This window comes from Microbacterium sp. LjRoot205 (assembly GCF_056175745.1).
The window spans coordinates 16,258-42,005 of the sequence record NZ_JBGFFH010000006.1 but is presented as its reverse complement, the minus strand read 5'-3'; the positions used below and the strand labels follow the sequence as shown (position 1 = coordinate 42,005).

At 67.5% G+C, this 25,748-nt stretch carries 26 protein-coding genes; 8 read left to right on the top strand and 18 right to left on the bottom strand.

Annotated elements, in window-relative coordinates; translation table 11 throughout:
* Window positions 1-130 precede the first annotated feature (130 nt).
* The 7 genes from AC04ME_RS12745 to AC04ME_RS12715 all read right to left on the bottom strand — a co-directional run bounded on the left by AC04ME_RS12745 (window position 131) and on the right by AC04ME_RS12715 (window position 7,777).
* Window positions 131-619 (bottom strand): CinA family protein, encoded by a 489-nt coding sequence (locus AC04ME_RS12745; protein WP_311879269.1) that lies wholly within the window; start codon window positions 617-619, stop codon window positions 131-133.
* Window positions 616-1,191, bottom strand: coding sequence for a CDP-diacylglycerol--glycerol-3-phosphate 3-phosphatidyltransferase (gene pgsA, locus AC04ME_RS12740; RefSeq protein WP_056376621.1), 576 nt, complete (start codon window positions 1,189-1,191; stop codon window positions 616-618). Before pgsA ends, AC04ME_RS12745 begins: the two co-directional genes overlap by 4 nt.
* Entirely contained in the window at window positions 1,191-3,929 is a 2,739-nt protein-coding gene (locus tag AC04ME_RS12735; RefSeq protein WP_079112685.1) for an FtsK/SpoIIIE family DNA translocase, read from the bottom strand. Before AC04ME_RS12735 ends, pgsA begins: the two co-directional genes overlap by 1 nt.
* 82 nt (window positions 3,930-4,011) lie before the next feature.
* The gene (locus AC04ME_RS12730) at window positions 4,012-4,506 is read right to left on the bottom strand and encodes a GNAT family N-acetyltransferase (RefSeq protein WP_311879270.1); all 495 of its coding nucleotides are present in this window, start codon (window positions 4,504-4,506) and stop codon (window positions 4,012-4,014) included.
* A gap of 73 nt (window positions 4,507-4,579) precedes the next feature.
* Complete coding sequence (locus tag AC04ME_RS12725) at window positions 4,580-6,256, bottom strand: ribonuclease J (protein ID WP_042541777.1); 1,677 nt, start codon at window positions 6,254-6,256, stop codon at window positions 4,580-4,582.
* A gap of 68 nt (window positions 6,257-6,324) precedes the next feature.
* Entirely contained in the window at window positions 6,325-7,302 is a 978-nt protein-coding gene (gene dapA / locus AC04ME_RS12720) for a 4-hydroxy-tetrahydrodipicolinate synthase (protein WP_475435299.1), read from the bottom strand.
* 28 nt (window positions 7,303-7,330) lie between these two features.
* Window positions 7,331-7,777, bottom strand: a complete 447-nt coding sequence (locus tag AC04ME_RS12715) for an EF-Tu/IF-2/RF-3 family GTPase (RefSeq protein ID WP_475435297.1) — start codon at window positions 7,775-7,777, stop codon at window positions 7,331-7,333.
* Between the two features lie 36 nt (window positions 7,778-7,813).
* On the opposite strand from AC04ME_RS12715, the gene AC04ME_RS12710 reads away from it, so the two are divergent.
* Entirely contained in the window at window positions 7,814-8,353 is a 540-nt protein-coding gene (locus tag AC04ME_RS12710; protein ID WP_042541779.1) for an NUDIX domain-containing protein, read from the top strand.
* Window positions 8,354-8,397: 44 nt separating this feature from the next.
* Here the strand turns inward: AC04ME_RS12710 and AC04ME_RS12705 are convergent, their stop codons facing one another.
* From AC04ME_RS12705 to AC04ME_RS12695, 3 genes are read right to left on the bottom strand one after another with little or no spacing between them, the layout of a single operon-like run.
* On the bottom strand, window positions 8,398-9,159 hold the full coding sequence (locus AC04ME_RS12705) for an SDR family NAD(P)-dependent oxidoreductase (protein ID WP_475435295.1): 762 nt from the start codon (window positions 9,157-9,159) through the stop codon (window positions 8,398-8,400).
* Entirely contained in the window at window positions 9,159-9,635 is a 477-nt protein-coding gene (locus AC04ME_RS12700; RefSeq protein ID WP_042541781.1) for a dihydrofolate reductase, read from the bottom strand. The genes AC04ME_RS12705 and AC04ME_RS12700 overlap by 1 nt, the downstream gene beginning before the upstream one ends.
* Window positions 9,632-10,441, bottom strand: a complete 810-nt coding sequence (locus tag AC04ME_RS12695) for a thymidylate synthase (protein WP_042541782.1) — start codon at window positions 10,439-10,441, stop codon at window positions 9,632-9,634. The genes AC04ME_RS12700 and AC04ME_RS12695 overlap by 4 nt, the downstream gene beginning before the upstream one ends.
* Window positions 10,442-10,536: 95 nt before the next feature.
* On the opposite strand from AC04ME_RS12695, the gene AC04ME_RS12690 reads away from it, so the two are divergent.
* The 3 genes from AC04ME_RS12690 (at window position 10,537) to AC04ME_RS12680 (ending at window position 12,051) form a co-directional block, all read left to right on the top strand.
* The gene (locus tag AC04ME_RS12690; RefSeq protein WP_042541783.1) at window positions 10,537-10,950 is read left to right on the top strand and encodes a thioredoxin family protein; all 414 of its coding nucleotides are present in this window, start codon (window positions 10,537-10,539) and stop codon (window positions 10,948-10,950) included.
* Between the two features lie 22 nt (window positions 10,951-10,972).
* Window positions 10,973-11,536 carry a DUF4395 domain-containing protein gene (locus AC04ME_RS12685; protein ID WP_309687902.1) on the top strand — a complete coding sequence of 188 codons (564 nt, stop codon included), beginning with the start codon at window positions 10,973-10,975 and terminating at the stop codon, window positions 11,534-11,536.
* An 89-nt stretch (window positions 11,537-11,625) separates the two neighbouring features.
* The gene (locus AC04ME_RS12680; RefSeq protein ID WP_042541785.1) at window positions 11,626-12,051 is read left to right on the top strand and encodes an OsmC family peroxiredoxin; all 426 of its coding nucleotides are present in this window, start codon (window positions 11,626-11,628) and stop codon (window positions 12,049-12,051) included.
* Between the two features lie 6 nt (window positions 12,052-12,057).
* On the opposite strand, the gene AC04ME_RS12675 is transcribed toward AC04ME_RS12680, so the two are convergent.
* From AC04ME_RS12675 to AC04ME_RS12650, 6 genes are all read right to left on the bottom strand, one after another.
* A complete protein-coding gene (locus AC04ME_RS12675) occupies window positions 12,058-12,492 on the bottom strand; it encodes a hypothetical protein (protein WP_052493003.1) in 435 nt (144 codons plus the stop codon).
* Window positions 12,492-13,232 carry a 4-hydroxy-tetrahydrodipicolinate reductase gene (dapB, locus tag AC04ME_RS12670; protein ID WP_042541787.1) on the bottom strand — a complete coding sequence of 247 codons (741 nt, stop codon included), beginning with the start codon at window positions 13,230-13,232 and terminating at the stop codon, window positions 12,492-12,494. Before dapB ends, AC04ME_RS12675 begins: the two co-directional genes overlap by 1 nt.
* A gap of 59 nt (window positions 13,233-13,291) precedes the next feature.
* Window positions 13,292-13,894, bottom strand: coding sequence for a histidine phosphatase family protein (locus AC04ME_RS12665; RefSeq protein ID WP_042541788.1), 603 nt, complete (start codon window positions 13,892-13,894; stop codon window positions 13,292-13,294).
* 80 nt (window positions 13,895-13,974) lie between these two features.
* Window positions 13,975-15,003 carry an aldo/keto reductase gene (locus tag AC04ME_RS12660; protein WP_475435293.1) on the bottom strand — a complete coding sequence of 343 codons (1,029 nt, stop codon included), beginning with the start codon at window positions 15,001-15,003 and terminating at the stop codon, window positions 13,975-13,977.
* 215 nt (window positions 15,004-15,218) lie between these two features.
* The gene (locus AC04ME_RS12655) at window positions 15,219-17,495 is read right to left on the bottom strand and encodes a polyribonucleotide nucleotidyltransferase (RefSeq protein WP_475435291.1); all 2,277 of its coding nucleotides are present in this window, start codon (window positions 17,493-17,495) and stop codon (window positions 15,219-15,221) included.
* A gap of 305 nt (window positions 17,496-17,800) precedes the next feature.
* The gene (locus AC04ME_RS12650) at window positions 17,801-19,726 is read right to left on the bottom strand and encodes a GDSL-type esterase/lipase family protein (RefSeq protein WP_475435290.1); all 1,926 of its coding nucleotides are present in this window, start codon (window positions 19,724-19,726) and stop codon (window positions 17,801-17,803) included.
* Between the two features lie 154 nt (window positions 19,727-19,880).
* On the opposite strand from AC04ME_RS12650, the gene AC04ME_RS12645 reads away from it, so the two are divergent.
* Window positions 19,881-20,453, top strand: coding sequence for a DedA family protein (locus AC04ME_RS12645; RefSeq protein WP_311879281.1), 573 nt, complete (start codon window positions 19,881-19,883; stop codon window positions 20,451-20,453).
* Between the two features lie 39 nt (window positions 20,454-20,492).
* Window positions 20,493-20,669, top strand: a complete 177-nt coding sequence (locus tag AC04ME_RS12640) for a DUF5302 domain-containing protein (RefSeq protein ID WP_091232420.1) — start codon at window positions 20,493-20,495, stop codon at window positions 20,667-20,669.
* Window positions 20,670-20,729: 60 nt separating this feature from the next.
* Here AC04ME_RS12640 and AC04ME_RS12635 read toward each other — a convergent pair whose 3' ends face one another.
* Window positions 20,730-22,169 carry a cation:dicarboxylate symporter family transporter gene (locus AC04ME_RS12635; RefSeq protein WP_475435288.1) on the bottom strand — a complete coding sequence of 480 codons (1,440 nt, stop codon included), beginning with the start codon at window positions 22,167-22,169 and terminating at the stop codon, window positions 20,730-20,732.
* Window positions 22,170-22,329: 160 nt separating this feature from the next.
* On the opposite strand from AC04ME_RS12635, the gene AC04ME_RS12630 reads away from it, so the two are divergent.
* Both AC04ME_RS12630 and AC04ME_RS12625 read left to right on the top strand, forming a co-directional pair.
* On the top strand, window positions 22,330-23,610 hold the full coding sequence (locus tag AC04ME_RS12630; protein WP_475435286.1) for a sensor histidine kinase: 1,281 nt from the start codon (window positions 22,330-22,332) through the stop codon (window positions 23,608-23,610).
* Complete coding sequence (locus tag AC04ME_RS12625; RefSeq protein ID WP_311879284.1) at window positions 23,607-24,302, top strand: response regulator; 696 nt, start codon at window positions 23,607-23,609, stop codon at window positions 24,300-24,302. Before AC04ME_RS12630 ends, AC04ME_RS12625 begins: the two co-directional genes overlap by 4 nt.
* A 70-nt stretch (window positions 24,303-24,372) precedes the next feature.
* On the opposite strand, the gene AC04ME_RS12620 is transcribed toward AC04ME_RS12625, so the two are convergent.
* Entirely contained in the window at window positions 24,373-25,725 is a 1,353-nt protein-coding gene (locus AC04ME_RS12620; protein WP_475435284.1) for an FAD-binding oxidoreductase, read from the bottom strand.
* Between the last annotated feature and the right edge of the window lie 23 nt (window positions 25,726-25,748).

Below are 25,748 nucleotides of genomic sequence, written 5' to 3'. Positions count from 1 at the left end.
CCCAGATCGCCTTCTCGAGGTCTCCCTCGAGGAGACCGCCAGTCTAGTCCTACCGACCTTCACAAAATCTACCTTCGCACGCTGTGCTTTCGGTGTGAGCACATAGGACATAACGGAACCCGCGCATCAGCTATTCCCGCAGGATCCGCACGAGCATGGCCACGGCCGCATCGACCGTCTGAGCGCGGATCTGGGCGCGATCGCCGTCAAACCTGAATGCCTCGCTCACGGACGTGTACGGGGTCACCACGGCGATGTGCACCGTGCCGACGGGCTGACCGTCGGGTGAGTCCGGTCCCGCGATCCCCGTGGTCGAGACGCCAACGTCAGCAGGGACTCCGGAGACCTGCAGCGCGCGACGCGCCCCAGCCGCCATCTGCAGCGCCACGTCGGGGTGCACGGGCCCGTACGCATCGAGCAGGTCGTCGTCGACCCCCAGAAGCGTGTGCTTCACAGGGGTGGCGTAGGCGACGATCGCTCCGCGCAGCGACGCCGACGCGCCTGGCACCGAGACGAATTCCGCAGCGAGAGCCCCGCCCGACAGCGACTCCGCGATACCGAGGGTCCAGCCACGCTCGATCAGCGCGGCGAGCACCTCCGACGCCGACGCCGACGTCACGACGGCTGCCGTGCCCCTCGCACCTGCGCCACGATGTAGTCGATGCCACTCGCGACGGTGAGGATCAGCGCCAGGATCATCAGGATCGCCGTTCCGACCACCCACAGCTGGGGTCCTATCACCACGTGCAGCGGGAGCAACGCCCAGGAAAGAGCCACGGCCTGAACCGCGGTCTTGATCTTGCCCATCCACGCGGCCGCCACGACGTGCTCCTTCGCGACCATGAGGCGGTGGATCGTGATGCCCCACTCGCGGATCAGGATCACGATCACGACCCACCAGTTGAGCTCCCCGAGCACGGCGAGTCCGATGAAGCCCGCTCCCGTGAGCAGCTTGTCAGCGATCGGATCCCACAGCTTGCCGAAGTCGGTGACGATGTTGTGGCGACGCGCGAGGTAGCCGTCGACCCAGTCGGTGGAGATGCCCACGACGAACAGGATCGCCGCAACCCAACGGATGACGATGTCATCGAGCCCGTAGGTACCGCCCATCAGGAGCAGGATGAAGAAGATCACCGCAAGCGGTATACGCGCGATGGTGATCGCGTTGGGGAGCTGCCGTGGAATAGCCATCAGTCTCGTCCTGTCAGTCCCCAGGCGTCTTCGTCGCCGTCGTCTTCAGCTTCGACCACCGGCAGCCCCTGGAACTGGGCCTCGACCGGGTCGTGCGGTGCTCCGGCCGCGGTTGCGGCAGAAGTGGGAGCGGCCGGCTTCGGTGGAGCGTCGTCGCCGCGCAGTTTCGCCATGACCTGGGGCAGCTGCTCGGCCGTCGCCAGCACGTCACGCGCCTTGGAGCCCTCAGACGGGCCGACGATCTCTCGCGACTCGAGGAGGTCCATCAGGCGACCCGCCTTGGCGAATCCGACGCGCAGCTTGCGCTGCAGCATGGATGTCGATCCGAACTGCGACGACACGATGAGTTCGGCGGCCGCGAGGAGAAGCTCGAGATCGTCCCCGATGTCCTCGTCGACCTCCTTCTTCTTCGTGGGCTCGAGTGCTTCCTGCACGTCCGCGCGGTAGTCGGGACGAGCCTGACGGGTGACGTGCTTGACGACCGCGTCGATCTCCTTCTCGTCGACCCACGCTCCCTGCAGACGGAACGGCTTGGATGATCCCATCGGCGAGAACAGCGCGTCGCCCTGGCCGATGAGCTTGTCGGCACCGGGGCTGTCGAGGATCACTCGGCTGTCTGTGACGCTCGTCACCGCGAACGCGAGGCGCGACGGGACGTTGGCCTTGATCAGACCGGTCACGACGTCGACGCTGGGGCGCTGGGTGGCGAGCACCAGGTGGATGCCGGATGCTCGCGCGAGCTGGGTGATGCGGACGATCGAATCCTCCACATCGCGCGGGGCGACCATCATCAGGTCTGCGAGCTCGTCGACGACCACCAGCAGGTACGGGTACGGCTTGAGCACGCGTTCGCTGCCGACAGGGAGCTCGACCTCACCGGCGCGCACCGCCCGGTTGAAGTCGTCGATGTGGCGGAATCCGAACGACGCGAGGTCGTCGTACCGCATGTCCATCTCCTTCACGACCCACTGCAGCGCCTCGGCGGCCTTCTTGGGATTCGTGATGATGGGCGTGATCAGGTGCGGAACGCCCGCATAGCTCGTCAGCTCCACCCGCTTCGGGTCGATCAGGACCATCCGCACGTCCGTGGGCCGAGCGCGCATGAGCAGGCTCGTGATCATCGAGTTGACGAAGCTGGACTTACCCGACCCTGTGGAACCGGCGACCAGGAGGTGCGGCATCTTCGCGAGGTTCGCGATGACGATGTTGCCGCCGACGTCTTTTCCGACGCCGATCGTCATCGGATGCGTGCTCTTGTGCGCCGCGGGCGACCGCAGCACATCGCCGAGCGCGACCATCTCCTTGTCGGCATTGGGGATCTCGATGCCGATCGCGCTCTTGCCCGGGATCGGCGAGAGGATACGCACATCGTTGGACGCGACCGCGTAGGCGAAGTTGTTGCTCAGCTGGAGGATCTTCTCGACCTTGACACCGTGGCCGACCTCCACCTCGTACTGGGTGACTGTCGGGCCACGAGAGAATCCGGTGACCTTCGCGTCGACCTTGAACTGGGTCAGCACGCTCGTGATCTGTTCGATCACCTTGTCGGTCGCTTCAGAACGCATGACCGGCGGCGGTCCTTCGACCAGCAGCCCCGGCGAGGGAAGCACGTAGGGGGTCACGGGCGCCTGCGGCCCCTTCTCCCCCGGCCCCGGGGTTCCGAAGCCGTCGAGTCCCGGCAGCTCGGGCATCTCGCCCGTGTCGGACTCGTCGTCGAGGAGCGCCGTGGTCTGCTGCCCGGCCAACGACTCGGTCACCGAGCGCACGTCGGACAGCACCTCCGTCGCGGCATCCGAGGCGTTCTCCACGACGACGGCCTGGTCGTATGCAGGAGTCGGCTCCGAGGTGGTGAGCAGAGCGGTGATGTCGTCGGATCCGAGAGTGCCCTCGTCGGGGTCCTCCTCGCGGCCGGTCTTGTTGCGTCGCCACCATGGCAGGACATCAGGATCGTCGACCTTGTCTGCCTCGTCGATCGCAGCGGCATCCTTCGCGGGCTTCTCAGGCCGCTCGGCGTCGAACATCCACGCATAGAGATCCCCGAGCCGCTGACCGATGCGGTTCGGCGGAGTCTTGGTCAGGATCAGGACGCTGAGAGCAGCGACCACCGACAGCACGATGTACGCGCCCACCGGGGTGAGGTACGACAGCGGCTCCCCGAGCATCCACCCGAACAGCCCGCCTGCCTCGCTGAGTGCGGGCATGCCGTCCTTGGGCTGCGGTCGCACGAGCAGGCCCGCGGAATCGATGCGGCCGGCCGCGGTATGGCAGAAGCCCGCGAGGGCGAGGATGAAAAGTCCGAACCCGATGCCGATTCGACCGTTGTCGTGCACCGACGAGGGATGCCGGAACAGCCAGCCGGCGAGCAGCAGGAGCAGGACCGGCATGACGAAGGCCACGCGTCCGACGAGAAGCCCTACCGAGTAGGCGCTGATGTTGGCAGCGACCTCGTTGCCGATGAAGAACCATTCGTTGACCGCACCGGCGATCGCCAGCAGCACGAGCAGGAACGGGAAGCCGTCGCGCCGATCGTCCTTCTCGAGGGTCTCGGGTCCGAAGGCTCGGAACAGTCCGCCGACACCGTGGGCGAGCCCGTTCCAGGCCCGCACCGCCACCGGGGGCTTGTCGATCTCGTCGATGTACTTCTTGGGCGCTGCCTGAGCCTTCGGAGCAGCCTGCCTCTTCGGGCGAGGCGTGGCGCTCTCGGACGCGCGCGCTGACTTCGTGGTACTCCTGGCCATACTCTCACGTTACGTCCAGAGGGCGACATAGGCCCGTAATGACGCGGCATTCCGCGGTCTTCCGCCGGCGGGCGGCGATGGTTCAGGACGTGCGGTACACCATCGTGTCGCGGACGCTCCCTGCGTCGGTGACCACGAAGCCCTCCGATCGGTACAGGGTCCGCGCGAAGTTGTCCCGTTCCACGCTGAGGCTGAGCCGAGGGTGCCCTTGGTCACGAGCGTGGACCACGAGACGTCGGAGCAGCGTGCGACCGACTCCGTGAGCACGCCAGATCGGCTGCACGCCGATGATGAGCTCCGGCACGGCGGTCCCGACGAATCCGAAACCCGCGTCGTCCGGCGACAGCATGCGATACCACGCGGCGCCGATCGGGCGCCCGTCGGCATCGACGGCGAGGAAGCCCGCATCCGCCGGCCGCATCCATCCGGCCACATAGCGCCGGTGCTCGACCGCGGTGAGGATCTCGTGGCGTGGTCGTGCTGCGCCCGAACGCCAATTCGCCGCCTCGACGACCATGTCGCCGAGGAAGCTCCCGTCCGCCTGTACGGCGGGTTGGATCGAGAAGACGTCCGGCATGAGGTGAGCGTACGCCGCCGGCGTTACAGCCGAGTGTCGGTCGACTGTGAACCCGCAGGCGACGCAGCTCCGATCACGCCTCGATGACGAGTGGGACGATCATCGGACGACGACGCAGCTTCTGGTTGACCCAGCGCCCGATCGTGCGGCGGATGACCTGCGAAAGCGCATGGGTGTCGCGCACGCCGTTGCCGGAGGCTTCCTTGAGCGCTGCGATGATCTTCGGCGTCACGTCGTCGAAGACGGAATCGTCTTCAGCGATGCCGCGCGCGTGGATCTCGGGTCCCGAGATGATGCGCCCCGTCGCGGCGTCGACGACGACGATCACCGAGACGAAGCCCTCTTCAGCCAGGATCCGGCGGTCCTTGAGGTCGGCGTCGGTAATCGCGCCGACAGTCGAGCCGTCGACATACACGAACCCGAGGTCGAGCTGACCGACGACGCGAGCGTCGCCATCCTTCAGATCGATGACGGTGCCGTTCGAGGCGATGATGGTGCGCTCGGCGTCGATCCCCGTGTCCTGAGCCAGTTTCGCGTTCGCGATCAGGTGACGGTACTCGCCGTGGACGGGAAGCACGTTCTTGGGCTTGAGGATGTTGTAGCAGTAGATCAGCTCGCCGGCTGCGGCGTGCCCCGAGACGTGCACCTTGGCGTTGGCCTTGTGCACGACGTTCGCGCCGAGCTTGGTCAGTCCGTCGATCACGCGGTACACAGCGTTCTCGTTCCCGGGGATCAGGCTGGAGGCCAGGATCACGGTGTCGCCCTCACCGGGCTCGATCGCGTGGTCGAGGTTGGCCATCCGGCTGAGGACGGCCATGGGCTCGCCCTGCGAGCCGGTCGACATGTAGACGATCTTGTCGTCGGGAAGGTCTCGCGCCTTCTTGTAGTCGATCAGCAGGCCGCTCGGCACCTTCAGGTAGCCCAGGTCCTCGGCGATCGTCATGTTGCGCAGCATGCTGCGCCCCAGCAGTGCCACCCGGCGCCCGTGCGCCGCTGCGGCGTCGAGGACCTGCTGCACCCGGTGCACATGGCTGGAGAAGCTCGCGACGATGACGCGCCTGGGAGCCTTGCCGATGACCTGGTCGAGCACGGGTCCGATCGAGCGCTCGGTGGGCGTGAAGCCCGGCACGTCGGCGTTGGTCGAGTCGACGAGGAAGAGGTCGACTCCCTCCTCGCCCAGGCGGGCGAAGGCACGGAGGTCGGTGATGCGTCCGTCGAGCGGCAGCTGATCCATCTTGAAGTCGCCGGTCGCCAGCACGAGGCCGGCGGGGGTGCGGATCGCGACGGCGAGGGCATCGGGGATCGAGTGGTTGACCGCGACGAACTCGAGGTCGAACGGTCCGACCTTCTCGCGCTGCCCCTCTTTCACGGTGAGCGTGTACGCCTTGATGCGGTGTTCCTTGAGCTTCGCCTCGACGAGCGCGAGGGTGAGGCCGGAACCGATCACGGGGATGTCGCTCTTCAGACGGAGCAGATACGGGACCGCGCCGATGTGGTCTTCGTGCCCGTGTGTGAGGACGACGCCGACGATGTCGTCGAGGCGGCCCTTGATCGGCTCGAAGTCGGGCAGGATCAGGTCGACACCCGGCTGGTGCTCCTCAGGGAAGAGCACGCCGCAATCGACGATCAGGATCTTGCCGTCGAACTCGAAGATGGTCATGTTGCGACCGATCTCGCCGAGGCCGCCGAGTGGGGTGACCCGCAGCGTCCCCTCGTCGAGTGCTGCGGGTTCTGCGATCGGGGTGGACATGCTGTCTCCTCAGTCGGACACTCCACGCGTCCGTTCGTTCGTTGTGACGCGGCTCGCCGCGCCCGGTGTCAGCGGGTCGTGCCGTGCACCTTCGGCAGGGCACCGCCCGCGGCCGCGTTGCGGTCGGGGCGGAAGTTGGAGAAGTCTGCGCCGGGGACGTCCTTCACGAGATCGAGCTCGTCCTCGATGAGAGCGGCCTCCCACTCTTCGGGACCGACGAGCGGCAGACGGACGCGAGGGCTCGAGATACGGCCGAGCCCGTGCAGGATGTACTTCGCCGCGACGGTGCCYGGCACGTGCGTCATGACGGCGCGCACGAGAGGCTCGAGCCGCTTGTGCTCAGCGGTCGCGGTCGTGAGGTCGCCGCGGTTGACGGCATCGATGATGGTCCGGTACGGCGCTGCCGCGACATTCGCGGTCACCCCGATCAGACCGGTCGCGCCGATCGCGAGGTGCGGCAGCACGTTGGCATCGTCACCCGAGAAGTACATGAGGTCGGTCTGATTCAAGACGCGGCTCACCTCGGAGAAGTCGCCCTTGGCGTCCTTCACGGCGAGGATGTTCGGGTGCTTCGCGAGCCGGAGGATGGTCTCGTACTTGATCGGCACGCCCGTGCGACCGGGGATGTCGTAGAGGATCACCGGGAGATCGGTGGCATCGGCCACGAGCCGGAAGTGGGTCAGGATGCCGGCCTGCGTCGGCTTGTTGTAATACGGCGTGACGATCATGATGCCGTCTGCGCCGGCCTTCTCACTCGCCTTGTACAGCTCGATCGCGTGCGCGGTCTCGTTGGATCCGCCGCCCGTGATGATCTTGGCGCGGCCGGCGGACACCGACTTCCCGACCTCGACGAGCTTGAGCTTCTCGGAATCCGTCAGGGTCGAGGTCTCGCCGGTCGTTCCCGTCACGACGATCCCGTCAGCACCGGCGGTGATGACGTCATCGATGTGCTTCTCGACGGCGGGCCAATCGACTTCACCGTCGGCCGTCATCGGAGTGACGAGCGCGACGAGAACCTGTCCGAAAGGGTTGCCCGAGTGCGTCATGCCCCCAGCGTATCGGTTCGCGTGCCGCTCACCCAGACGGGGCCGGGCGGATGACGTCTCCGCGGGCGATCTCGATCTTCTCGCGGAGCACCAGACCGGACAGCTCTCCGACCGTCACCTCTTTCACGTGCTTCCGGAACATCTCGATGCCGGTGATCCGCGTCTGCGCCTGCAGAGCTCCGTCGCGCACCACCACGATGTCGTCATCCACTCGCAGCACGCCAGACGTGACCGTGCCCGTCGCCACTGTTCCGCGTCCGGTGATGGTGAAGACGTCCTCGACCAGGAACTCGGTCGACCCCGAGGGCACCGACAGCGAAGCCGACGTCGGAACGCGAGTGCTGTCGCCCGTCGCCGTCTCCCCCGCGACGCCGGAGGTCATCGCAGCGAGTCGCGCTGCCTCCGCTTCGTTGTATCGGCGCAGCATCTCATTGGCATCCTCAGAGTCGCGCTTGCGCCCGAACAACCATCCCATGCAGTCGATACTAGGGATCCGAATAGGCTCGACTCCATGGCATGGGTCACACGCGAGTCGTCGACGGTGTACGAGAACCGGTGGATCGAGGTGCGCGAGGACCAGGTCACCGGCCCCGCGGGCGACGGGATCTACGGCGTGGTGACCATGCGGCATCCGGCGGTCTTCGTGGTCGCGCTCGATGACGAGGACCGCGTCTGCCTCGTCTCCCTCGAGCGCTACACGACAGGCATCTCGATCGAGGTGCCTGCCGGGGGAAGCGACGGCGAAGATCCGCTCGTGGCCGCGCAGCGAGAGCTGCTCGAGGAGACGGGGTTCGTCGCCGACGAGTGGACGTCGCTCGGGACCATGAACGCGCTCAACGGGATCGCCCACGCACCCGAGCATGTGTTCCTCGCCCGCGCCATGACACGGGCGGATGACTCGACGCACACCCGAGCGGAGGAGGGCATCGACGCCGTCACCTGGGTGCCTTTCTCCGAGGCGCTCAGCATGATCGCGGACGGCCGGATCACCGATGGAGAGACCGTGGCAGCGATCGCCTACGCCGGCATCCGCCTCGGTAGATTCCGCTGATCCGCGCAGCGATCGCTCGTGCCGGAGTGCCGTCGGCCTTCAGATCAGACGCGGCCTCGTCGCGCGACACCGGCGGTCAGCGCGCTCGGCAGCAGACTCGCGATCGCCACGATCGCCTTGTAGCGCAGCGAGGGAATCGAGACCGCCCTGCCCCGTGCCGCGTCCCGGAGCCCCTCGCGCACCACTTCACGTGCGTCGAGCCACATGAACGCAGGAACACCCTCGTGCCCGGGTGCGAGCCCCATCCGCTCGTGGAACGACGTATGGGTGAAACCGGGGCACACCGCGGTCACGCTGACCTTGTCGGAGGCGTACTCGACGTTCGCCCAGCGGCTGAAGCCGATGAGCCAGCTCTTGCAGGCCGAGTAGGTCGAGCGGGAGATGAACCCGGCGACGGACGCGACGTTGATGATGCGGCCCCCGCGGCCGCGCATCGACCCGAGTGCCGCATGCATGAGACGCATCGACGCCTCGACGTGGACGCGGAGATGACGCACCTCGTCGTCGATGTCGTTGTCGGCGAACTGCAGCGGCAGGCCGAATCCGGCGTTGTTGATCAGCAGATCCACCGGATCGGAGGCGTCGCGGAGACGGTCGGCCACGCGGTCCACATCGGCGACCTCGGCGAGATCCGCGACGAGGACCTCGACTGCGATGCCGTATTCGCTGCGCAGCTCGGCGGCGACACTCTCGAGAGCGTCCGCCGACCGCGCGACGAGCACGAGGTCGGCGCGCCGACGGGCGAGCTGACGAGCGAACTCGACACCGAGTCCGGCGCTGGCACCTGTGATCAGTGCGGTGGGCATCAGCGCTCGTATCCGAGGAAGCGGTAGCGGATGCCGGAGCGGGACGTCTGCCACTCCCCCTCGTCGACGAGCCGCCACCCGGCCTTGGACGGCGCGTAGGCGTCACCGGTGACATCGATGTCGAGCTCTGTGACCTCGAGGCGGTCGGCGTCGGCGATCACGAGTCGGAAGATCTCGGCTCCGCCGATGATCCAGACCTTGTCATGGCCTCGCACCGCATCGGTCACGGCCGCCGCACGACGGGCACCTTCCGCGGACCAGTCCTGCTGGCGGGTGATGACGATGTTCTCGCGTCCGGGGAGCGGACGGAAACGCTCCGGAAGCGAGTCCCAGGTCTTCCGTCCCATGATCACGGGCGCGCCGAGCGTGATCTCCTTGAAATGCGCGAGATCCTCGGGGACGTTCCAGGGCATGCCGCCCTCGGCTCCGATGACGCCGCCGTGGGCCTCCGCCCAGATCAGTCCGACCCACGTCATACCGCCACCGCCGCCCGGATCGGAGCGTGGTGCTGGTAGTCCTCGACGATGAAGTCGTCGTAGCCGTAGTCGAGGATCGACTCCGGCTTTCGAGCGAACCGCAGCGTCGGGTACGGGTATGCCTCGCGAGTCAGCTGCTCGTTCACCTGCTCGAGGTGGTTGTCGTAGATGTGGCAGTCGCCGCCCGTCCAGACGAAGTCGCCGGGCTCGAGTCCGACCTGCTGCGCCACCATGAGTGTGAGCAGGGCGTAGGACGCGATGTTGAAGGGGACGCCGAGGAAGAGATCGGCGCTGCGCTGATAGAGCTGGCAGGAGAGCTTGCCGTCAGCGACGTAGAACTGGAAGAGCGCATGGCAGGGAGCGAGCGCCATGTCAGGGATGTCCGCCGGGTTCCAGGCAGACACGATGAGTCGACGCGAGTCCGGAGTCTGACGGATCTGCTCGATCACCTGCGCGAGCTGATCGATGCTCTCGCCGTCGGGAGTCGGCCAGCTTCGCCACTGGACTCCGTAGACGGGGCCCAGATCTCCCGAGGCATCGGCCCACTCGTCCCAGATCGTGACGCCGTGGTCCTGCAGCCATTTCACGTTCGAGTCGCCCCTGAGGAACCACAGGAGTTCGTACGCGATCGACTTGAAGTGCACGCGCTTCGTCGTGATCAGGGGGAACCCCTGTGAGAGGTCGAAGCGGATCTGCCTGCCGAAGACGCTGGTGGTCCCGGTGCCGGTTCGATCCGACTTGTGGGTGCCCGACTCCAGCACGTCTCGGAGAAGGTCTTCGTACGGCGTCGGGACGGCTGCGCTCATGTGTGCCAGACTACCCGCCCCGAGGACGGAAGAGTCGGATCGTCACGATGCGACACATCGTCCTCGACGCTCTCAGATCGCCGTATTGTCGAGCCATGTCTCCCGTGCTCGCCCTCGGTATCGCCGCAGCGCTGCTCGTGCTCGCCGTCGCCATCGGCGTCGTGCTGCGTCTGCTCGACGGACGGCGTCGCCGCGGCGGTCACCTGCGTTTCGATCCGGTCGATGCCGGTGACTCGCAGCTGGGCGCCCGAGCGACCTTCGTGCAGTTCAGCACGGAGATGTGCACTCGCTGTCCTCAGGTGCGGCGGATGCTGAGCGGCTACGCCGCCGAGACGGACGGGCTGAACCATGTCGAGGTCGATCTGACGCATCGGCCCGATCTGTCGGCCCGCTACAGGGTCCTGCAGACACCGACGACATTCGTCGTCGACGGTTCAGGCGCCGTCCGCGCACGATTCCACGGCGTGCCGCATCGTCACGCACTGAGCGAAGCACTGGCCGCCGTATGAGACAGACGAGGACGGAACGCAGATGACCACACCCGCAGGCATCGACCCGCGAGGGCCGCGCTTCGCAGCGACGATCACGACGGTGCTGCTGCTCGTCGCGACGTTCCTCGGGCTCATCGGCATCTCGACCGCCAGGACGTTCGGCTGGTTCGCCTATCAACCGCTGGCGTCAGCCGACCTGGACTCGGACACCTGGGCTGTCAGCTCGGCGACGCTCGCACAGCGCGCGCTGGACCCGGCGTTCCTCCTCACCGTCGTGATCGCCTTGCTGTTCCTGTGGGGTGTGCTGTCGCCGAGGACCGCGCCCTGGGGTGTGCTCTTCCGAAGGCTGGTGCGTCCGAGACTGGCACCTCCGAGCGAGCTCGAGGACCCGCGCCCTCCCCGCTTCGCTCAGGGGGTCGGTCTCTTCGTCGTGACGATCGGTCTCCTGCTGCATCTCGCCGGCGTGCCCTGGGCGCTGCCCATCTCGACCGCTGCCGCCTTCATCGCGGCGTTCCTCAATGCCGCGTTCTCGTTCTGCCTCGGCTGCCAGATCTATCTGCTGCTGCAACGAGCAGGCGTCATCGGCCGCGCTGCGTCCGCCTGAGGCTGYGGTTCCGCCGCGAGCGACCGGTCGATAGGCTGGCCGAACACGCGACCCGCACATCGAGCAGCGCGCGAGACAACGGAGGAATCATGCCCGTCACCAGTGAAGCCACCACCACCTGGACCGGATCCCTCGCAGAGGGCTCGGGCACAGTCGCGTTCTCCTCGTCGAAGCTCGGCACCTTCCCGATCAACTGGAAGGCTCGCAGCGAGGGCAGCGACACCACCACCACCCCTGAAGAGCTGATCGCCGCGGCTCACGCCTCGTGCTTCAGCATGGCGCTGTCCCACGCACTCTCGGAGAACGGCACTCCGCCGGAGCGCGTCAACACGAGCGCGTCGGTCACTTTCAAGCCCGGGGTCGGAATCAGCGGGAGCCACCTGAACGTCAACGCCGTCGTTCCGGGGCTCTCCCCCGAGGACTTCCAGAGGATCGCCGCCGAGGCGAAGGTCGGCTGCCCGGTCTCCCAGGCGCTGGCCGGCATCGAGATCACGCTCGAAGCCACGCTCGCCTGAATCGGATCAGCCGCGAGCGACGCGAATAGCCTCGCGGATGCTGGCGCGGGCGTCCTTGCGGCGCCCCGCCGCATCCTGAACCACACCGAGTCGGTACCGCGCGCGCCAGTCAGTCGGCGCGGCGTCCGCTTCCTCCGCATACCTCGCGATCAGCGGGTCGGCGTCGGCTCGGGCGATCCGACCGCTGGGAGTGAGTTCGGACTCCGCCTCAGGCATTCCCCCTTCGGCATCGAGCGCGCGCCCCAGCCGATCGGCCGCGAACCCGAACTGCATCTCGCGGACGAGCGCCCAGGCGCCGATCGGAGCGAGAACGATCAACGCCACGCCCATGCCGATCGACACCGGTGTCCCGACGGCGAAGAACATCACGGCCAGCCACACGGAGACCGCCAGATAGACCAGAAGCGCCGCGGCCATCAGACCGACACCGATGCGCGACATCACGAGCGGATGCCGATATCGATCATGCTCTCCAGCCCGACGAAGACCCCGTTCGCCTGAGCCGCGAACGGGACCGCCAGACGGATGCCCGGAGCGTACGCGAGCGCCGGCTCTACCGTGTCGTGAGTGAACGTCAGGGATTCGCCCGGCCCTGAGAGGATGACCTCCTGCTTGGCGATGACGCCAGGGCGCCGGAGCGAATGGATCGGCACGCTGCCCACCTGCTGCCCCCTCGCACGCTGGTCGGCATGCGGAGCACTGACGGGACCCTGCTCGGCTCGAGCCGCGGCGATGAGTTCCGCGGTGCGCACCGCGGTGCCGCTCGGAGAGTCGACTTTCGCCGCGTGATGAGCCTCGACGATCTCCGCCGATCCGAAGAACGGCGCAGCTGCCGCAGCCAGCGCTGAGCCCAGCACCGATCCCAGCGAGAAGTTCGGGATGAAGACAGCCCCGGTTCCTGCGTTCTCGACCAGCGGACGCACCAGAGCGATGCGCTCCGTGGACCACCCGGAGGTCGCGACCAGGACGTTGATCTGGCGTTCCACCGCAGCGCGCACGACATCGACGCTCACCTGAGGCGTGGTGGCGTCGATCACGAGATCCGCCCCGTCGAGTTCAGCGAGGTCGCTCCGAGAGGTGAGCACGCGACTCACCTCGAAGCCCTCGAGCCCGTCGATCACCGCACCGATGATCGATCCGAGCTTCCCGGTTCCGCCGACGAGTGCTACCTGCGTGGTCATGCGTTCAGTCTATTTCTCGGGGGCACCACGACCGCCACGGCGGGCCGGGGTATCGGGAATCAGACCGACATCGCGTCAGGGATGCCGGTGCGCAGCTCGAACGGAAGATGCCCGGTGTCGTTGTGGGTGAGCAGCGTCCACGGACGCCCCTGCTTCTGCGCGATCACGGTCAGCCCGCAATGCGCCTGATTGAGAGTCATCCATCGCCACTCCGGTGCGCCGAGGACCTCCCGCACGAACCAAGAGATCACGAAGTTGTGGGTGATGAGCACCTCGTGCACGTCGCCCGGCTTGCGCACCAGGAACTCGTTGACCGCGTCGAACATCTGGGCACGGCCGGCGTCGAGCTCGGCCTCGGTGACCGAGCCGAAGAACGGCTCGTACGCTGCGGGCGTCTCGTCGGTCATTCCCGTGGGCACGCAGTCGAAGAGGAGCGCGGTCGGTTCGGGGTCGACCGACGGGAGTCGGTGCGCGATCGCCCGTGCCGTCTCGTTCGCGCGCAGGAGAGGCGAATGCCACACGGCATCGAGCGGAAGTCCGGAGAGCCGGTCGGCGATGAGTTCGGCCTGACGCTGGCCGCGTGGCGACAGGGGGCCGTCGGCGAGACCGTGTTCGGCGTCCTGATGTTCACCGTGTCTGACCAGATATATGTAATGCGTCACAAACTCGCTCGCTTCATCGACAGCATCCGCCGGGATTCACTCCACCCTATGCCAGGTCTGTGACAGAGGCGTTACGACGCTCAGTTGCCGGCGCGGGTGAGTTCGGCGACCTGTGCGCGCGAGAGCGTGACGCCGGCGCCCTGCATCAGCTCGTCGACATGGTCGGTCGCGAAGGCGTTGACGATCGGTGCCGCGATGGTGCGCTGCGCGAGCAACCAGGCGATCGACACGGCTGCCACCGGAACCTCGAGTTCGATCGCCACCTGGTCGAGAGCGCGCAGGATCTTCGTGCCACGACGGTTGAGGTGACCACGCAGCTGCTCTCCACGCACGCCCTGCGAGGTGAGCGCCTTGCTGCGGTGCCTGCCGGACAGGAAGCCGTGCTCGAGAGCGTGCGACGGCGTGACTGCGAGGCTCTGTGCGCCGGYGACGAGACGCAGATCGCCCTCGAACGGCTGACGACGGATGAGGTTGTACGGGGAATCGATCACCTCGATGCGCGGGTACCCCGCGGATGCGAGGATGCGCGCCTCGACGAGCCGCTCGGGTGCGAATCCATACGCCCCGAGGGCGCCGATCTTGCCCGCGTCGATCATCCACTCGACGGTCGCGAGGGTGTCTTCGAGGTTCGTCGTCCGGTCGAGCGTCGCGTCGAGATACAGCACGTCGATACGGTCGACGCCCAGACGCGTGAGCGAGCCTTCGACCGCGCGCACGAGGTTCACCGAGCCGAGACCCGGGTTGTCTGCGTGGGCGCCGATCCGCACACTCAACAGGGCGCGATCACGTCGCCCCCTGGACTGGAGCCACTGGCCGATGATGTGCTCGCTGCGTCCGCCGGAGAACCCGTCTGCCGTGTGGATCGCGTTGCCGCCGAACTCGACGTAGCGGTCGAGGATCCCGTGACTCGTCTCGAGATCGACGTTCCAGCCGAACTCGGCCGCGCCGAGCATCAGCGGGAAGGTCTCGAGTCTGGTCTCGCCGAGAGGTACGCGGATGCTCTCTCCTATTCCCGGGCCGACGATGGGTATGGGCGCGGAGGGGTGCTCTGCCGTGCCCTGCTGCGCACGCTCCACCGACGCTCCTGCGCCTACGCCGAACAACCGCATATCCTCACCCCCGTCGATCGGTGCGTACCGACCTACGTCACTGCCTCGAATGCACCCCCCGGTGCGTACTTTCGAGAGTAAGCGAGATCCGCGAACGCGCTGACCAATCCAGGGAACGGCGCGAGAACTTCCGATAACGGTTTGGTCACATCGGATACGACGAAGCCCGAGCCGTCCGCGAGGACGACCCGGGCTTCGTCAAGAAGCGCCGTCGATTACTCGGCTGCGGCCTCTTCGCCTGAAGCTGCGTCCGCTGCGGGAGCGTCATCGAGCACGGGCTCGAGCGACAGCTTGCCGCGGTCGTCGATCTTCGTGATCTTCACGAGGATCTTCTGGCCGACCGAGAGCACGTCGTCGACGTTCTCGACGCGCTTGCCACCGGCGAGCTTGCGCACCTCGGTGACGTGCAGCAGGCCGTCCTTGCCAGGAAGCAGCGAGACGAATGCACCGAACGTCGCGATCTTGACGACGGTTCCGAGGAACTGCTCGCCCACCTCGGGGTTGGTCGGGTTGGCGATCGCGTTGACCTGGGCACGGGCGGCCTCGGCCGAGGGGCCGTCGGTCGCGCCGATGTAGACGGTGCCGTCCTCCTCGATGGAGATCTGTGCGCCGGTCTCGTCCTGGATCGCGTTGATCGTCTTGCCCTTCGGGCCGATCAGCTCGCCGATCTTGTCGACCGGGATCTGCACGCTGATGACGCGAGGCGCGGTCGGCGCCATCTCGTCGGGAGCGTCGATCGCGGCGTTCAGGACGTTGAGGATCGTCAGACGAGCGTCGCGGGCCTGCGTGAGCGCACCTGCGAGGACCGACGTCGGGATGCCGTCGAGCTTCGTGTCGAGCTGGATGGCGGTGATGAACTCGCCGGTGCCCGCGACCTTGAAGTCCATGTCACCCAGAGCGTCTTCCGCACCGAGGATGTCGGTCAGCGCCGCGTAGCGGGTCTCACCGTCGACCTCATCGGAGACGAGACCCATGGCGATGCCGGCGACGGGTGCACGCAGCGGCACGCCCGCGTTCAGCAGCGACAGGGTCGACGCGCAGACAGAACCCATCGAGGTCGAGCCGTTGGAGCTCAGCGCCTCGGAGACCTGACGGATCGCGTAGGGGAACTCCTCGCGGCTCGGCAGAACCGGCACGAGGGCGCGCTCGGCGAGGAAGCCGTGCCCGATCTCGCGACGCTTCGGCGAGCCGACACGGCCGGTCTCACCGGTCGAGTACGGCGGGAAGTTGTAGTGGTGCATGTAGCGCTTGCTCGTGACGGGCGACAGCGAGTCGATCTGCTGCTCCATCTTGAGCATGTTCAGCGTGGTGACACCCAGGATCTGGGTCTCGCCGCGCTGGAAGATCGCGGAACCGTGCACGCGCGGGATGACCTGCACCTCGGCGTCGAGCGGACGGATGTCCGCCAGGCCACGACCGTCGATGCGCGCGCCCTCGGTGAGGATGCGGCCGCGGACGATCTTCTTCGTGACGGACTTGTACGCCGCGGAGAACTCGAGCGGCGCGGCGGCAGGAAGGTTGCCCGCCTCGGTCGCCTCGATGAGCTCGGCCCGGACGCGGTCCTTGATCGCGTCGTCCGACGTCTGACGCTCGACCTTGTCGGCGATCTGGTAGACGCCGACGAGGTCGTCGTAGGAACGGCCTGCGACGAAGTCGTAGACCTCCTGGCTGTATGCCGGGAAGACCGGGTAGACGCCCGGCTCCTTGGACGAGGTCGCTGCCAGCTCTGCCTGAGCCTTCACGAGCTGAGCGATGAACGGCTTCGCTGCCTCGAGTCCCTGCGCGACGATGGTCTCGTCGGGCTTCGTGGCGCCGGCCTTGATCAGGTTCCAGCTGCCCTCGGTGGCCTCAGCCTCGACCATCATGATCGCGACGTCTTCGGTGCCATCGGACTTGGTGACGACGCGGCCGGCGACGATCAGGTCGAACACGGCCTCCGACACCTGCTCGGCGTTCGGGAACGCGACCCACTGGTCGGCGTGCTCGCCGTGACCGGGGATGAACGCGAGGCGCACACCGGCGACGGGACCGGAGAACGGAAGGCCAGAGATCTGCGTCGACGCCGAAGCGGCGTTGATCGCGAGAGCGTCGTAGAACTCTCCCGCAGCGATCGACATCACGGTGATGACGACCTGGACCTCGTTGCGCAGACCGTCGACGAACGACGGGCGCAGCGGACGGTCGATCAGACGGCAGACGAGGATCGCCTCGGTGGAGGGGCGACCCTCACGACGGAAGAACGAACCGGGGATCTTTCCTGCGGCGTACGAGCGCTCTTCGACATCGACCGTCAGCGGGAAGAAGTCGAAGCCCTCGCGGGGGTGCTTGCCCGCGCTGGTGGCCGAGAGGAGCATGGTCTCGCCGTCGAGGTACGCGGCGACTGCGCCCTGAGCCTGCTGCGCGAGGCGGCCGGTCTCGAAGCGGATGGTGCGGGTGCCGAAGCGGCCGTTGTCGAGAACGGCCTCGGTGGCGGTGATTTCAGGACCTTCCAAGAGGTCTCTCCTTCTTTGTTTAGACTCGCGAGTCCGTGTGACGCGCGAGCGCATTCATGAAGGAGCGGGTTCTGACGGATATGGGCGCGCGGGCATTCCCGCGAATCTCACCTGCGCTGGCCACCAGTAGAAAGCCACCCGACGTCGCGCCGAGGAACCCACCACAGGGGACCAGCTCTCCGCCGATCGCTCCATGAGTCGATATGAAATTGTCCGGTCGACATACGCCGACCGCGTCCAGCCTATCAGCGGGGCATTGAAAGTCCTCGCTCCGGCTGTCCTTCCACGCCGCGACAGCCCGGAAGTCAGCCGACGGTGACATCGCTCGGGGCGCTCGATCGCCCGAGATAGACGTAGTCGTCGTGCTTCGCGACCCGCCCGTCTCCCGCCGTGCGTCCGTGCAGTCGTCGCCATACCCATGGCAACGCGTGCCGACGCCACCAGAGCCCTGCCCCGATCGGCTCGTTCTCGTGCAGAGCCGCATCCAGGGCTCCGAGGGCGTCGGCATGCGGCACGGCGAGCATCTCCCCCGCCCGGTACGCGAGGAATCTATGTCCTCGGCTGCTCAGGTGCACGAGGTCCTCACCCCAGTTCGGGCGTTCGGGGAGCGAGGGGTGCAGGTCCGTGTCGATCAGGATCGCGCCGGTGCGTGCCGCGACGCCCGTGAGTGCCGTGGCGAATGCCGCGAACCGCTTCGTGTACATCGCGGCCGCGCGCCGACGGGGAAGGAACGGGGTGACGAGGAGGACATCCGCTCCGGTGCTCCGGAGGCGCGTGACCGCACCCTCGAGCTCTGCGGCGAGCGCCGCCACGTCGACGTGGGGCTTCACGAGGTCGTTGGCCCCGATGAGGATCGACACGAGATCCGGTTCGAGTTCGAGTGCCCGGGGAAGCTGCGTGGCGCACACGTCGCGCACGCGCTTGGACCTGATGGCGAGGTTCGCGTAGTGGAGCCCCCCTCGTGCGGCGAGCAGAAGCGCGAGTCGGTCGGCCCATCCGCGCAGCGCTCCGTCCGGTGCAGGGTCGCACAGTCCCTCGGTGAGCGAGTCTCCCAACGCCACGTATCGCTGCCAGCGACGCGCGTCGACGGGGACACTCGGCTCCGGGCGCGTCAGACGGCGAGCGCGCAGTCCGGCATCCACAGCATGGAGCTCTCGTGCCTCGACGAAATGTCCCAGCAGCTGATCGCAGATGCTCGACCAGCTGCGCCCCTGCACCGCCGCGCTTCCTGCTTCGCCGAAGGCCCGGCGTTTGCGCGCGTCTCCGGTGAGATCGGCGACGCGCATGCGCAGGTCGTCGAGATCGCCCGGCCGATAGAGCCATCCGTCGATCCCCATGTGCACGAGGCCGAGGGGACCGCCGCGTCCGGTGGCGATGACGGGCACCCCGCTCGCGTGCGCCTCCTGCAGGGTCTGGCCGAAGGTCTCGCTCTCCCCCGGGTGCACGAACACGTCGAACGATGCCATCGCTTCCGCGAGTGCATCGCCTTCGAGGTGCCCGAGGAAGAGAGCGTCGGGCAGCAGCGCTTCGAGCCTGGGCCTGCTCGGGCCGTCACCGACGATCACGAGACGCGTCCCCGGGATCGTCTGCAGCACACCCAGGTCCTCGACCTGCTTCTCCGGGGCGAGTCGGCCCACATAGCCGATCACGACCTCCGACCCCCACTCCGCGCGCAGTGTCACGCTGCGTCGGTCGGGTCGGAAACGCTCARCATCGACGCCCCTGCCCCACCGGCGGATGCGATCGACACCGAGTTCGGCGAGCTGCTGCGCCGAATCAGCCGATGGTGCGAGCGTCAGGGTCGCCCGCCGGTGGAGCCGAGCGATGTGCGACTGCGCGACGCCCGTCGCCGCGGGGATGCGGTACCTCTGCGTGTACGCCGCCACATCGGTCTGGTACGCGGCGACCGATGCCACGCCGAGGTGTTCCGCGGCGAGCGCGCCTCGCCAGCCGAGCGCGAAGGGGGAGGCCAGATGAACGACATCCGGACCGAAACGGCGCAGCGATGCCGCGACCTGGCGCGCCGGCGAGGTGCCCACCCGCACGTTGCGGTAGCCGGGGAGCGCGAGGCTGGGCATGGATTCGACAGCGGCACCGTGGACCCGAGCGGGCATGCCGACCGCATCGGGCGCGATCACGTGTGCGTCATGGCCTGCGCGTTCGAGGTGGCCGAGGATCTGCAGCACGGATCCGGTGACACCGTTCATGTGCGGAAGGAAGGACTCTGTCACGATCGCGACTCTCACAACCTCAGGATGCTGCCAGCGTCAGCCGCGAGACGCGGGAAACGACCCCTTGCACCAGAAGTTCACCGGATGCTGGAGCGCTGGTCACCGGCTATGCGGACGTTGGTTCCCGTTCACCTGCGCCGAGCACTGTGGAGGCGTGCCGTCCGATCTACTCAGCAGCCCGTGGGCCCTCGTGATCATGGGCCTTCTCGTGCTCGGCGACTCGTTCTTCGTCGTCGTCCCCGGAGAGATCGCTGTGACCGCCCTGGGGGCCATCGCGTCGACCACGGGCGCTCCCCCGCTCTGGGCGGTGATCGTGTGCGCGGCAGCGGCGGCCGCAGTCGGTGACACCGCCTGCTATCTCATCGGTCGCACCGTCGGCACCGAGCGCTGGCGATGGATGCGTGCGCCGCGTGTGCGCCAGGCCCTCGACTGGGCCCGACGCCGCCTCGAAGGCGGGACAGCGACGGTGCTCTTCACCGCTCGGTTCGTGCCGTTCGCGCGATTGGCGATCAATCTCGTCGCCGGCGCCTCGCATATCGCCCCGGGTCGATACCTGCTGCTCGTCGCAGTGGCGGCTCTCGGATGGGCTGCGTACCAGGCGTCCGTCGGTGCCGTCGTCGCCGCGCTGGTGCCGGGCGGCCCTGTCGTCGCGATCGCGGTGTCGGTCGCCATCGCGGTGGGACTCGGTGCTGTGATCGACGTGGTGTCCCGCCGGTCCCGGAAGTGATCCACCCACCGGTCAGGAGCGTGCCCTAGGCTGGCGAGCATGAGCACCGAAGAAGGCGCCTCCTCCAGCGAGGAGATGAAGCGCAAGTTCAAGGAAGCGCTCGAGAAGAAGAACGCGCACCACCGGCAGGGCGAAGCCCACCTGGATGGCGACTCCGCCGTCCACGGCGCGCCCGCCCCGCAGACGCGGCGCGAGTTCCGACGCAAGAGCGGTTGACCACACGGATGCGGGAGCCGACCAGCGTCGACTCCCGCATCCCTCTCACCCGCTCGCTGCTCAGTTCTGCGCTGCTCGAGCCCGCGCTCGCTCCTCCTTCGCGGCCATCTCATCGAGCGCCGACTCCTTGAGACCCTGGATGTCGACGGCCTTGCTCTCGTCTGCCATCCCGTGGTCGTCCACACCGTCGAGCGACGACTCTTCGAACGGCAGCGCGCCGCTCAGCACCCGCTGCACCCGCTCGCGATCGATCTCGCGGGTCCAGGTGCCGATGAGCAGGGTCGCGACCGCGTTGCCGGTGAAGTTGGTCAGAGCGCGCCCCTCCGACATGAACCGGTCGATGCCGACGATCACCCCGACGCCGTCGACGAGATCAGGGCGGTACGCCTGCAGACCGCCCGCGAGCGTGGCGAGTCCTGCCCCCGTGACACCGGCGGCTCCCTTGCTCGCGATGATCATGAACACCAGCAGCCCGATCTGCTCGCCGATCGTCATCGGCTGGCCCATACCGGTGGCGATGAAGAGCGAGGCCATGGTCAGGTAGATCGCCGTGCCGTCGAGGTTGAACGAGTATCCGGTGGGCACCGTGATCCCGACGACCGGCTTCGAGACGCCGATGTGCTCCATCTTCGCGATGAGACGCGGAAGAGCGGACTCCGACGACGAGGTGCCCACGATCAGCAGGTACTCGCGGGCGAGGTACTTCACCAGGCTGAAGATGTTCACCCGGGTCACCGCATAGAGCAGCGTCCCCAGAACGACCACGATGAACAGGATGCAGGTGATGTAAAACGCGACCATCAGCACCCCGAGGCTCCAGATGGCGGCGATGCCCGTCTTCCCGACGACCGCCGCGATCGCTCCGAACGCGCCGAGCGGCGCCAGCCACAGGATCATGCCGAGGATGCGGAACACCAGCTTCTGCAGGTTCTTGACCGCATCCATGATCGGGGCGCCCTTGTCGCCGAGCCCCTGGAGGGCGAAGCCGACCAGCAACGCGATGAAGAGCACCTGCAGCACGCTCTCACCGGTGAAGGCGGAGAAGAAGGTCGTCGGGATGATGCCGAGGATGAACTCCGTGGTGGTCTTCGCCTCGGTCTCGGTCGCGTCGTAGCTGGAGTTCGCCATGTCGAGGCCCGCACCCGGGTGGATGATGTTGCCGACCACGAGTCCGATCGCCAGCGCGGAGGTCGACATCACCATGAAGTAGAGCAGCGCGAGTCCGCCGATCTTGCCCACGGTCGCGGCCTTCGCGATCGAGCCGACGCCCACGACGATCGTGCAGAAGATGATCGGCGCGATCATCATCTTGATGAGCGATACGAAGCCCTTGCCGATCGGTTCGAGACTCTGACCTACCTCGGGCCAGATGAGGCCGACCGCCGCTCCGAGCACGACCGCGATGATCACCGAGACATACAGCCATGTGTGCCTGTCCCACGCCTGCTTGCCGCGCCGCCAGTGGAATCCGGGAAGCGAGAACCCTGTCGTGATGGCCATGTTTTCCTCCTTGATCATGAACGTCTTCGTCTCATGCCCTCTGGCGCCCTCGCCTTCGGTAAGCTCACCGTCGCGGACTTCACACGGCAGCGCCATTTGTGGTCGTATTGGTCACCACCGATATGCCGGCTCCGCGATCACCGACGATCGGAAGGACGCGATGAGACCCGCCCGCGACTCCAGGAGCATCGCTTCCCGGGTCTTCCTGGTGCTCCTCGCGTCCGCCGTCGTGGTCGGCGCACTGGTTGCGGTGTTCCTCGTCGTCGATGCGCAGCGCAGTGCACACGCGGAAGCGGAGCGTGTGACGGCGGCCACATCGGTGTCGCTCGCCTCGTCACCCCTCGTCATCGATGCACTCGCGACCCAGGAGCCGGACGCAGCGACCCGGGTGCTCGAGCCCTACGCACTCGACGTGATCGCCAACGCCGATCTGGACTTCGTGACGATCATGACGCCGGATGGCCTCCGACTCACCCACCCTGATCTCGACCAGATAGGCGGTGACTACCTCGGCACCATCCCGGATTCGCCACGGACGCTCACCGAGGTCTTCACCGGCACGCTCGGCCCGTCTGTGAGAACCATCGTGCCGGTGCTCGCCGCCGACGACGAACTGGTCGGATGGGTGTCGTCGGGAGTGACGATCGAGTCGATCTCCGAGACCCTGATCCGCCGCCTGCCCCTCTCGATCGGCATCACGGCCGGACTGGTCGCCCTGGGCGGCCTCGGCGCCTGGATCGCACGTCGATTCACCCGAGGCATCGCCGGCGATCTGCCACCGGGAAAGGTGCGCGACGCCGTCTCGTCGTACGAATCGCTGCGCACACTCGGAGACGCTCTGCGCGCCCAGACGCATGAGCACGGGAATCGGATGCACACCGCCGTCGCGCTTCTCGAGCTCGGACGCAACGACGAGGCGATCGAGATCCTGACCGAGACCTCACGCCAGAGCCAGTCGCTCGTCGACCAGGTGACCGCACGGCAGGCGGGCGATCCTGCCGTGGGCGCGCTGCTGCTCGGCAAGGCATCGCAGGCCAGGGAGCGCGGGATCGACTGGCGGGTCCACATCGACCCGGACACCCCCGCGTCGCCCCTCTCGCCCGTCGACAGCGTCGCCGTGCTCGGAAACCTGATCGACAACGCCATGGATGCCGCAGCGGCGGGCACCGAGCGCTGGGTCGAGGTCGTGCTGCGGCCGTCCACGGAGGGAGGAATCGTCCTCGAGGTGTCGGACGGCGGTGACGGCATCCCCTCGGCGCTGCACGAGCGGGTCTTCACTCACGGGTACTCGACGAAACCGACGGGAGCGCAAGGACGGGGCGTCGGGCTCGCCCTCGTGGAGGCGGTCGTCGTCGGGGCCGGCGGCTCCGTGGATCTCACCTCTCATCCGACCACTTTCACCGTCGTCCTCCCGTCGGCACGAGGACGGAGGACACCGTGATCCGGACCCTGATCGTCGACGACGACGCTCTGACCCTCGAACTCCATCGCTCCTATCTCGAGAGGATCGACGGCTTCGTCGTCGGCGGCGAGTGCACCGGAGCCCGTGCCGCGCTCGCGGCGGTGCTCGAACAGCCACCGGACGAGCCCTTCGACCTCGTGCTCCTCGACATCACGATGCCCGACGGCTCGGGCATCGACGTGCTCCGCGGACTCCGCGCCCGTGCGGCGGCGGTGGATGTGATCGCCATCACCGGTGTGCGCGACGCCGCGACCGTGCGACAGATGGCCGCCCTCGGGGTATACCAGTACCTCGTGAAGCCGTTCCCGTTCGCGGTGTTCCACGAGCGCCTCACTGCCTATCGAACGTATCGGGAGCAGGCGCGTTCGACGGCCGGCGAGGCGACCCAGGCCGAGATCGATGCGCTTCTCGGACGCACCACCGGGACCATCCCGATTCCCAAGGGCCTCTCAGCGGCCACGCTGCAGAAGGTGACCTCCGAGCTGCGTTCCTCGGGCGCCCCGGTGTCGGCGAGCGAGGCGGCCGCACGGCTCGGGATGTCGCGCGTGTCCGTGCGGCGATATCTGGAGCATCTCACGGATTCGGGCGTCATCTCGCGCAGCGCCCGCTACGGCGCGCGAGGCCGCCCCGAGACGGAGTACCGCTGGATCCGACGCACCGACGCGGACTGACGTCGATCCGGCGCTGTTGTCGAGCGCTCGCGCTGTCGGTCGTCAATCCGTCCGCGAGCACGGACCGCGGTCAGCGCGGAAGCCGCCCCTCGTGGATCAGCGACTCGGGATCCGCGGCAGCCCTGACGTCGCGGAGACGATCGATCGACGCCGGATCACCGCACCGCTCGAGAGTCTCGCCCGGAGCGAGGAAGGTCGGGACCGTCTGCGGTGCGGCGGCCCTCGCCAGCACGTCCCGGAAGCCGGCCATGCTCGCCTCACCGGGTTCGCTCGGCACCCCCGGGAAGACGGGCACGAGGGCGTGGAGGAGCCAGCCGACCCCCTGAAGCGTCGCGAACCCGGCCCGTCGAGGTTCATTCAGGGCGCCACCGAGCATCCGGATGTCGATGCCCATGATCGGCCACTGCTCCGGCAGCCCGCGGAAGCGGAAGAGGTCGTCGATCGTCGCGTCGTCCAGCGACGAGAGCGCCGCCGACACGCCTTTGCCGTGCGTCGGCTCGGTGGGCTCACCACTCGACGCGGCGACGGTCTTCGGCGACGTGGCTCCTGACACCTCACGGCGAACAGTGCCGGCTCCCCGAACGCGCTCGATCAGGTCATCGGCGGCTCCGGCGGTGGACAGCGCCTGCACGGTGAGGAAGCTGCGTCCTCGGATCTCCTCGGGAAGCTGGGGAGCGTCAGGCATGCGCATCGAGCTCACGAACACGTTGAGTGACGTCGGGGCCTCTGCGGACAGGTCTCGGACAGCCCGCATCACCGACCCGGCGTCTGCGGCCTCGAATGTGAGCTCGGTGCCCCACAGCGCCGGGGTGGGAACCAGGTCGATCTCGAGTGCCGTCACGATTCCGACGATGCCGCCGGCCCCGCGAAGCGCCCACATCAGCTCGGGGTCGCTGTCGTCATCGACACGCTCGTGGGTCCCGTCGCTGCGCAGCACCCACGCGGCCCTGAGGTTGTCGGACCCCAGCCCTGCCGTGCGGCTGAACCAGGAATGGCCGCCGCCCAGGGTGTACCCCGCGACGGCGACGACGGGGCTCGTACCGGCCGGAGCCGCCCAGCCGGTGCCTTCGAGCGCCTCGACCACCGCCCCCCAACGGACTCCGCTGCCGACCCGGACCACGCCGGAACCCAGGTCGACCGACAGCTCGTCGAAGGCGGCCATGCGGACGACGACGGCGTCGGCCAGATCTCCGTCGGCCCCGTGACCGGTGGGCTGCACCGAGAGCGTCGCTCCCGCGTCGCGGGCGGCTTGGAGAAGCGTGCGCAGATCGTCGACATCGACCGGCACGGCAACACCCGCCGGATGCTGTTCGATCGCCAGGTTCCAGGGACGGCGCGCGGCTTCGAAGGATGCGTCGCCGGGAAGGATGAGATCGCCGCGCAAGGCATCCCGCGCGGATTCGAGCACAGAGCGAAGGGCCATGAGGTCACCGTACGACGCCCTAC

Coding starts and splice junctions, on each gene's coding strand:
- AC04ME_RS12725 (WP_042541777.1), bottom strand. CDS start 6,256: ATGTCCACCCCGATCGCAGAACCCGCAGCACTCGACGAGGGGACGCTG.
- AC04ME_RS12700 (WP_042541781.1), bottom strand. CDS start 9,635: ATGACGTGGGTCGGACTGATCTGGGCGGAGGCCCACGGCGGCGTCATC.
- AC04ME_RS12690 (WP_042541783.1), top strand. CDS start 10,537: ATGTCTCCCGTGCTCGCCCTCGGTATCGCCGCAGCGCTGCTCGTGCTC.
- AC04ME_RS12710 (WP_042541779.1), top strand. CDS start 7,814: ATGGCATGGGTCACACGCGAGTCGTCGACGGTGTACGAGAACCGGTGG.
- AC04ME_RS12635 (WP_475435288.1), bottom strand. CDS start 22,169: ATGGCCATCACGACAGGGTTCTCGCTTCCCGGATTCCACTGGCGGCGC.
- AC04ME_RS12685 (WP_309687902.1), top strand. CDS start 10,973: ATGACCACACCCGCAGGCATCGACCCGCGAGGGCCGCGCTTCGCAGCG.
- AC04ME_RS12630 (WP_475435286.1), top strand. CDS start 22,330: ATGAGACCCGCCCGCGACTCCAGGAGCATCGCTTCCCGGGTCTTCCTG.
- pgsA (WP_056376621.1), bottom strand. CDS start 1,191: ATGGCTATTCCACGGCAGCTCCCCAACGCGATCACCATCGCGCGTATA.
- AC04ME_RS12715 (WP_475435297.1), bottom strand. CDS start 7,777: ATGGGATGGTTGTTCGGGCGCAAGCGCGACTCTGAGGATGCCAATGAG.
- AC04ME_RS12680 (WP_042541785.1), top strand. CDS start 11,626: ATGCCCGTCACCAGTGAAGCCACCACCACCTGGACCGGATCCCTCGCA.
- AC04ME_RS12620 (WP_475435284.1), bottom strand. CDS start 25,725: ATGGCCCTTCGCTCTGTGCTCGAATCCGCGCGGGATGCCTTGCGCGGC.
- AC04ME_RS12675 (WP_052493003.1), bottom strand. CDS start 12,492: ATGTCGCGCATCGGTGTCGGTCTGATGGCCGCGGCGCTTCTGGTCTAT.
- AC04ME_RS12705 (WP_475435295.1), bottom strand. CDS start 9,159: ATGCCCACCGCACTGATCACAGGTGCCAGCGCCGGACTCGGTGTCGAG.
- AC04ME_RS12735 (WP_079112685.1), bottom strand. CDS start 3,929: ATGGCCAGGAGTACCACGAAGTCAGCGCGCGCGTCCGAGAGCGCCACG.
- dapB (WP_042541787.1), bottom strand. CDS start 13,232: ATGACCACGCAGGTAGCACTCGTCGGCGGAACCGGGAAGCTCGGATCG.
- AC04ME_RS12730 (WP_311879270.1), bottom strand. CDS start 4,506: ATGCCGGACGTCTTCTCGATCCAACCCGCCGTACAGGCGGACGGGAGC.
- AC04ME_RS12640 (WP_091232420.1), top strand. CDS start 20,493: ATGAGCACCGAAGAAGGCGCCTCCTCCAGCGAGGAGATGAAGCGCAAG.
- AC04ME_RS12695 (WP_042541782.1), bottom strand. CDS start 10,441: ATGAGCGCAGCCGTCCCGACGCCGTACGAAGACCTTCTCCGAGACGTG.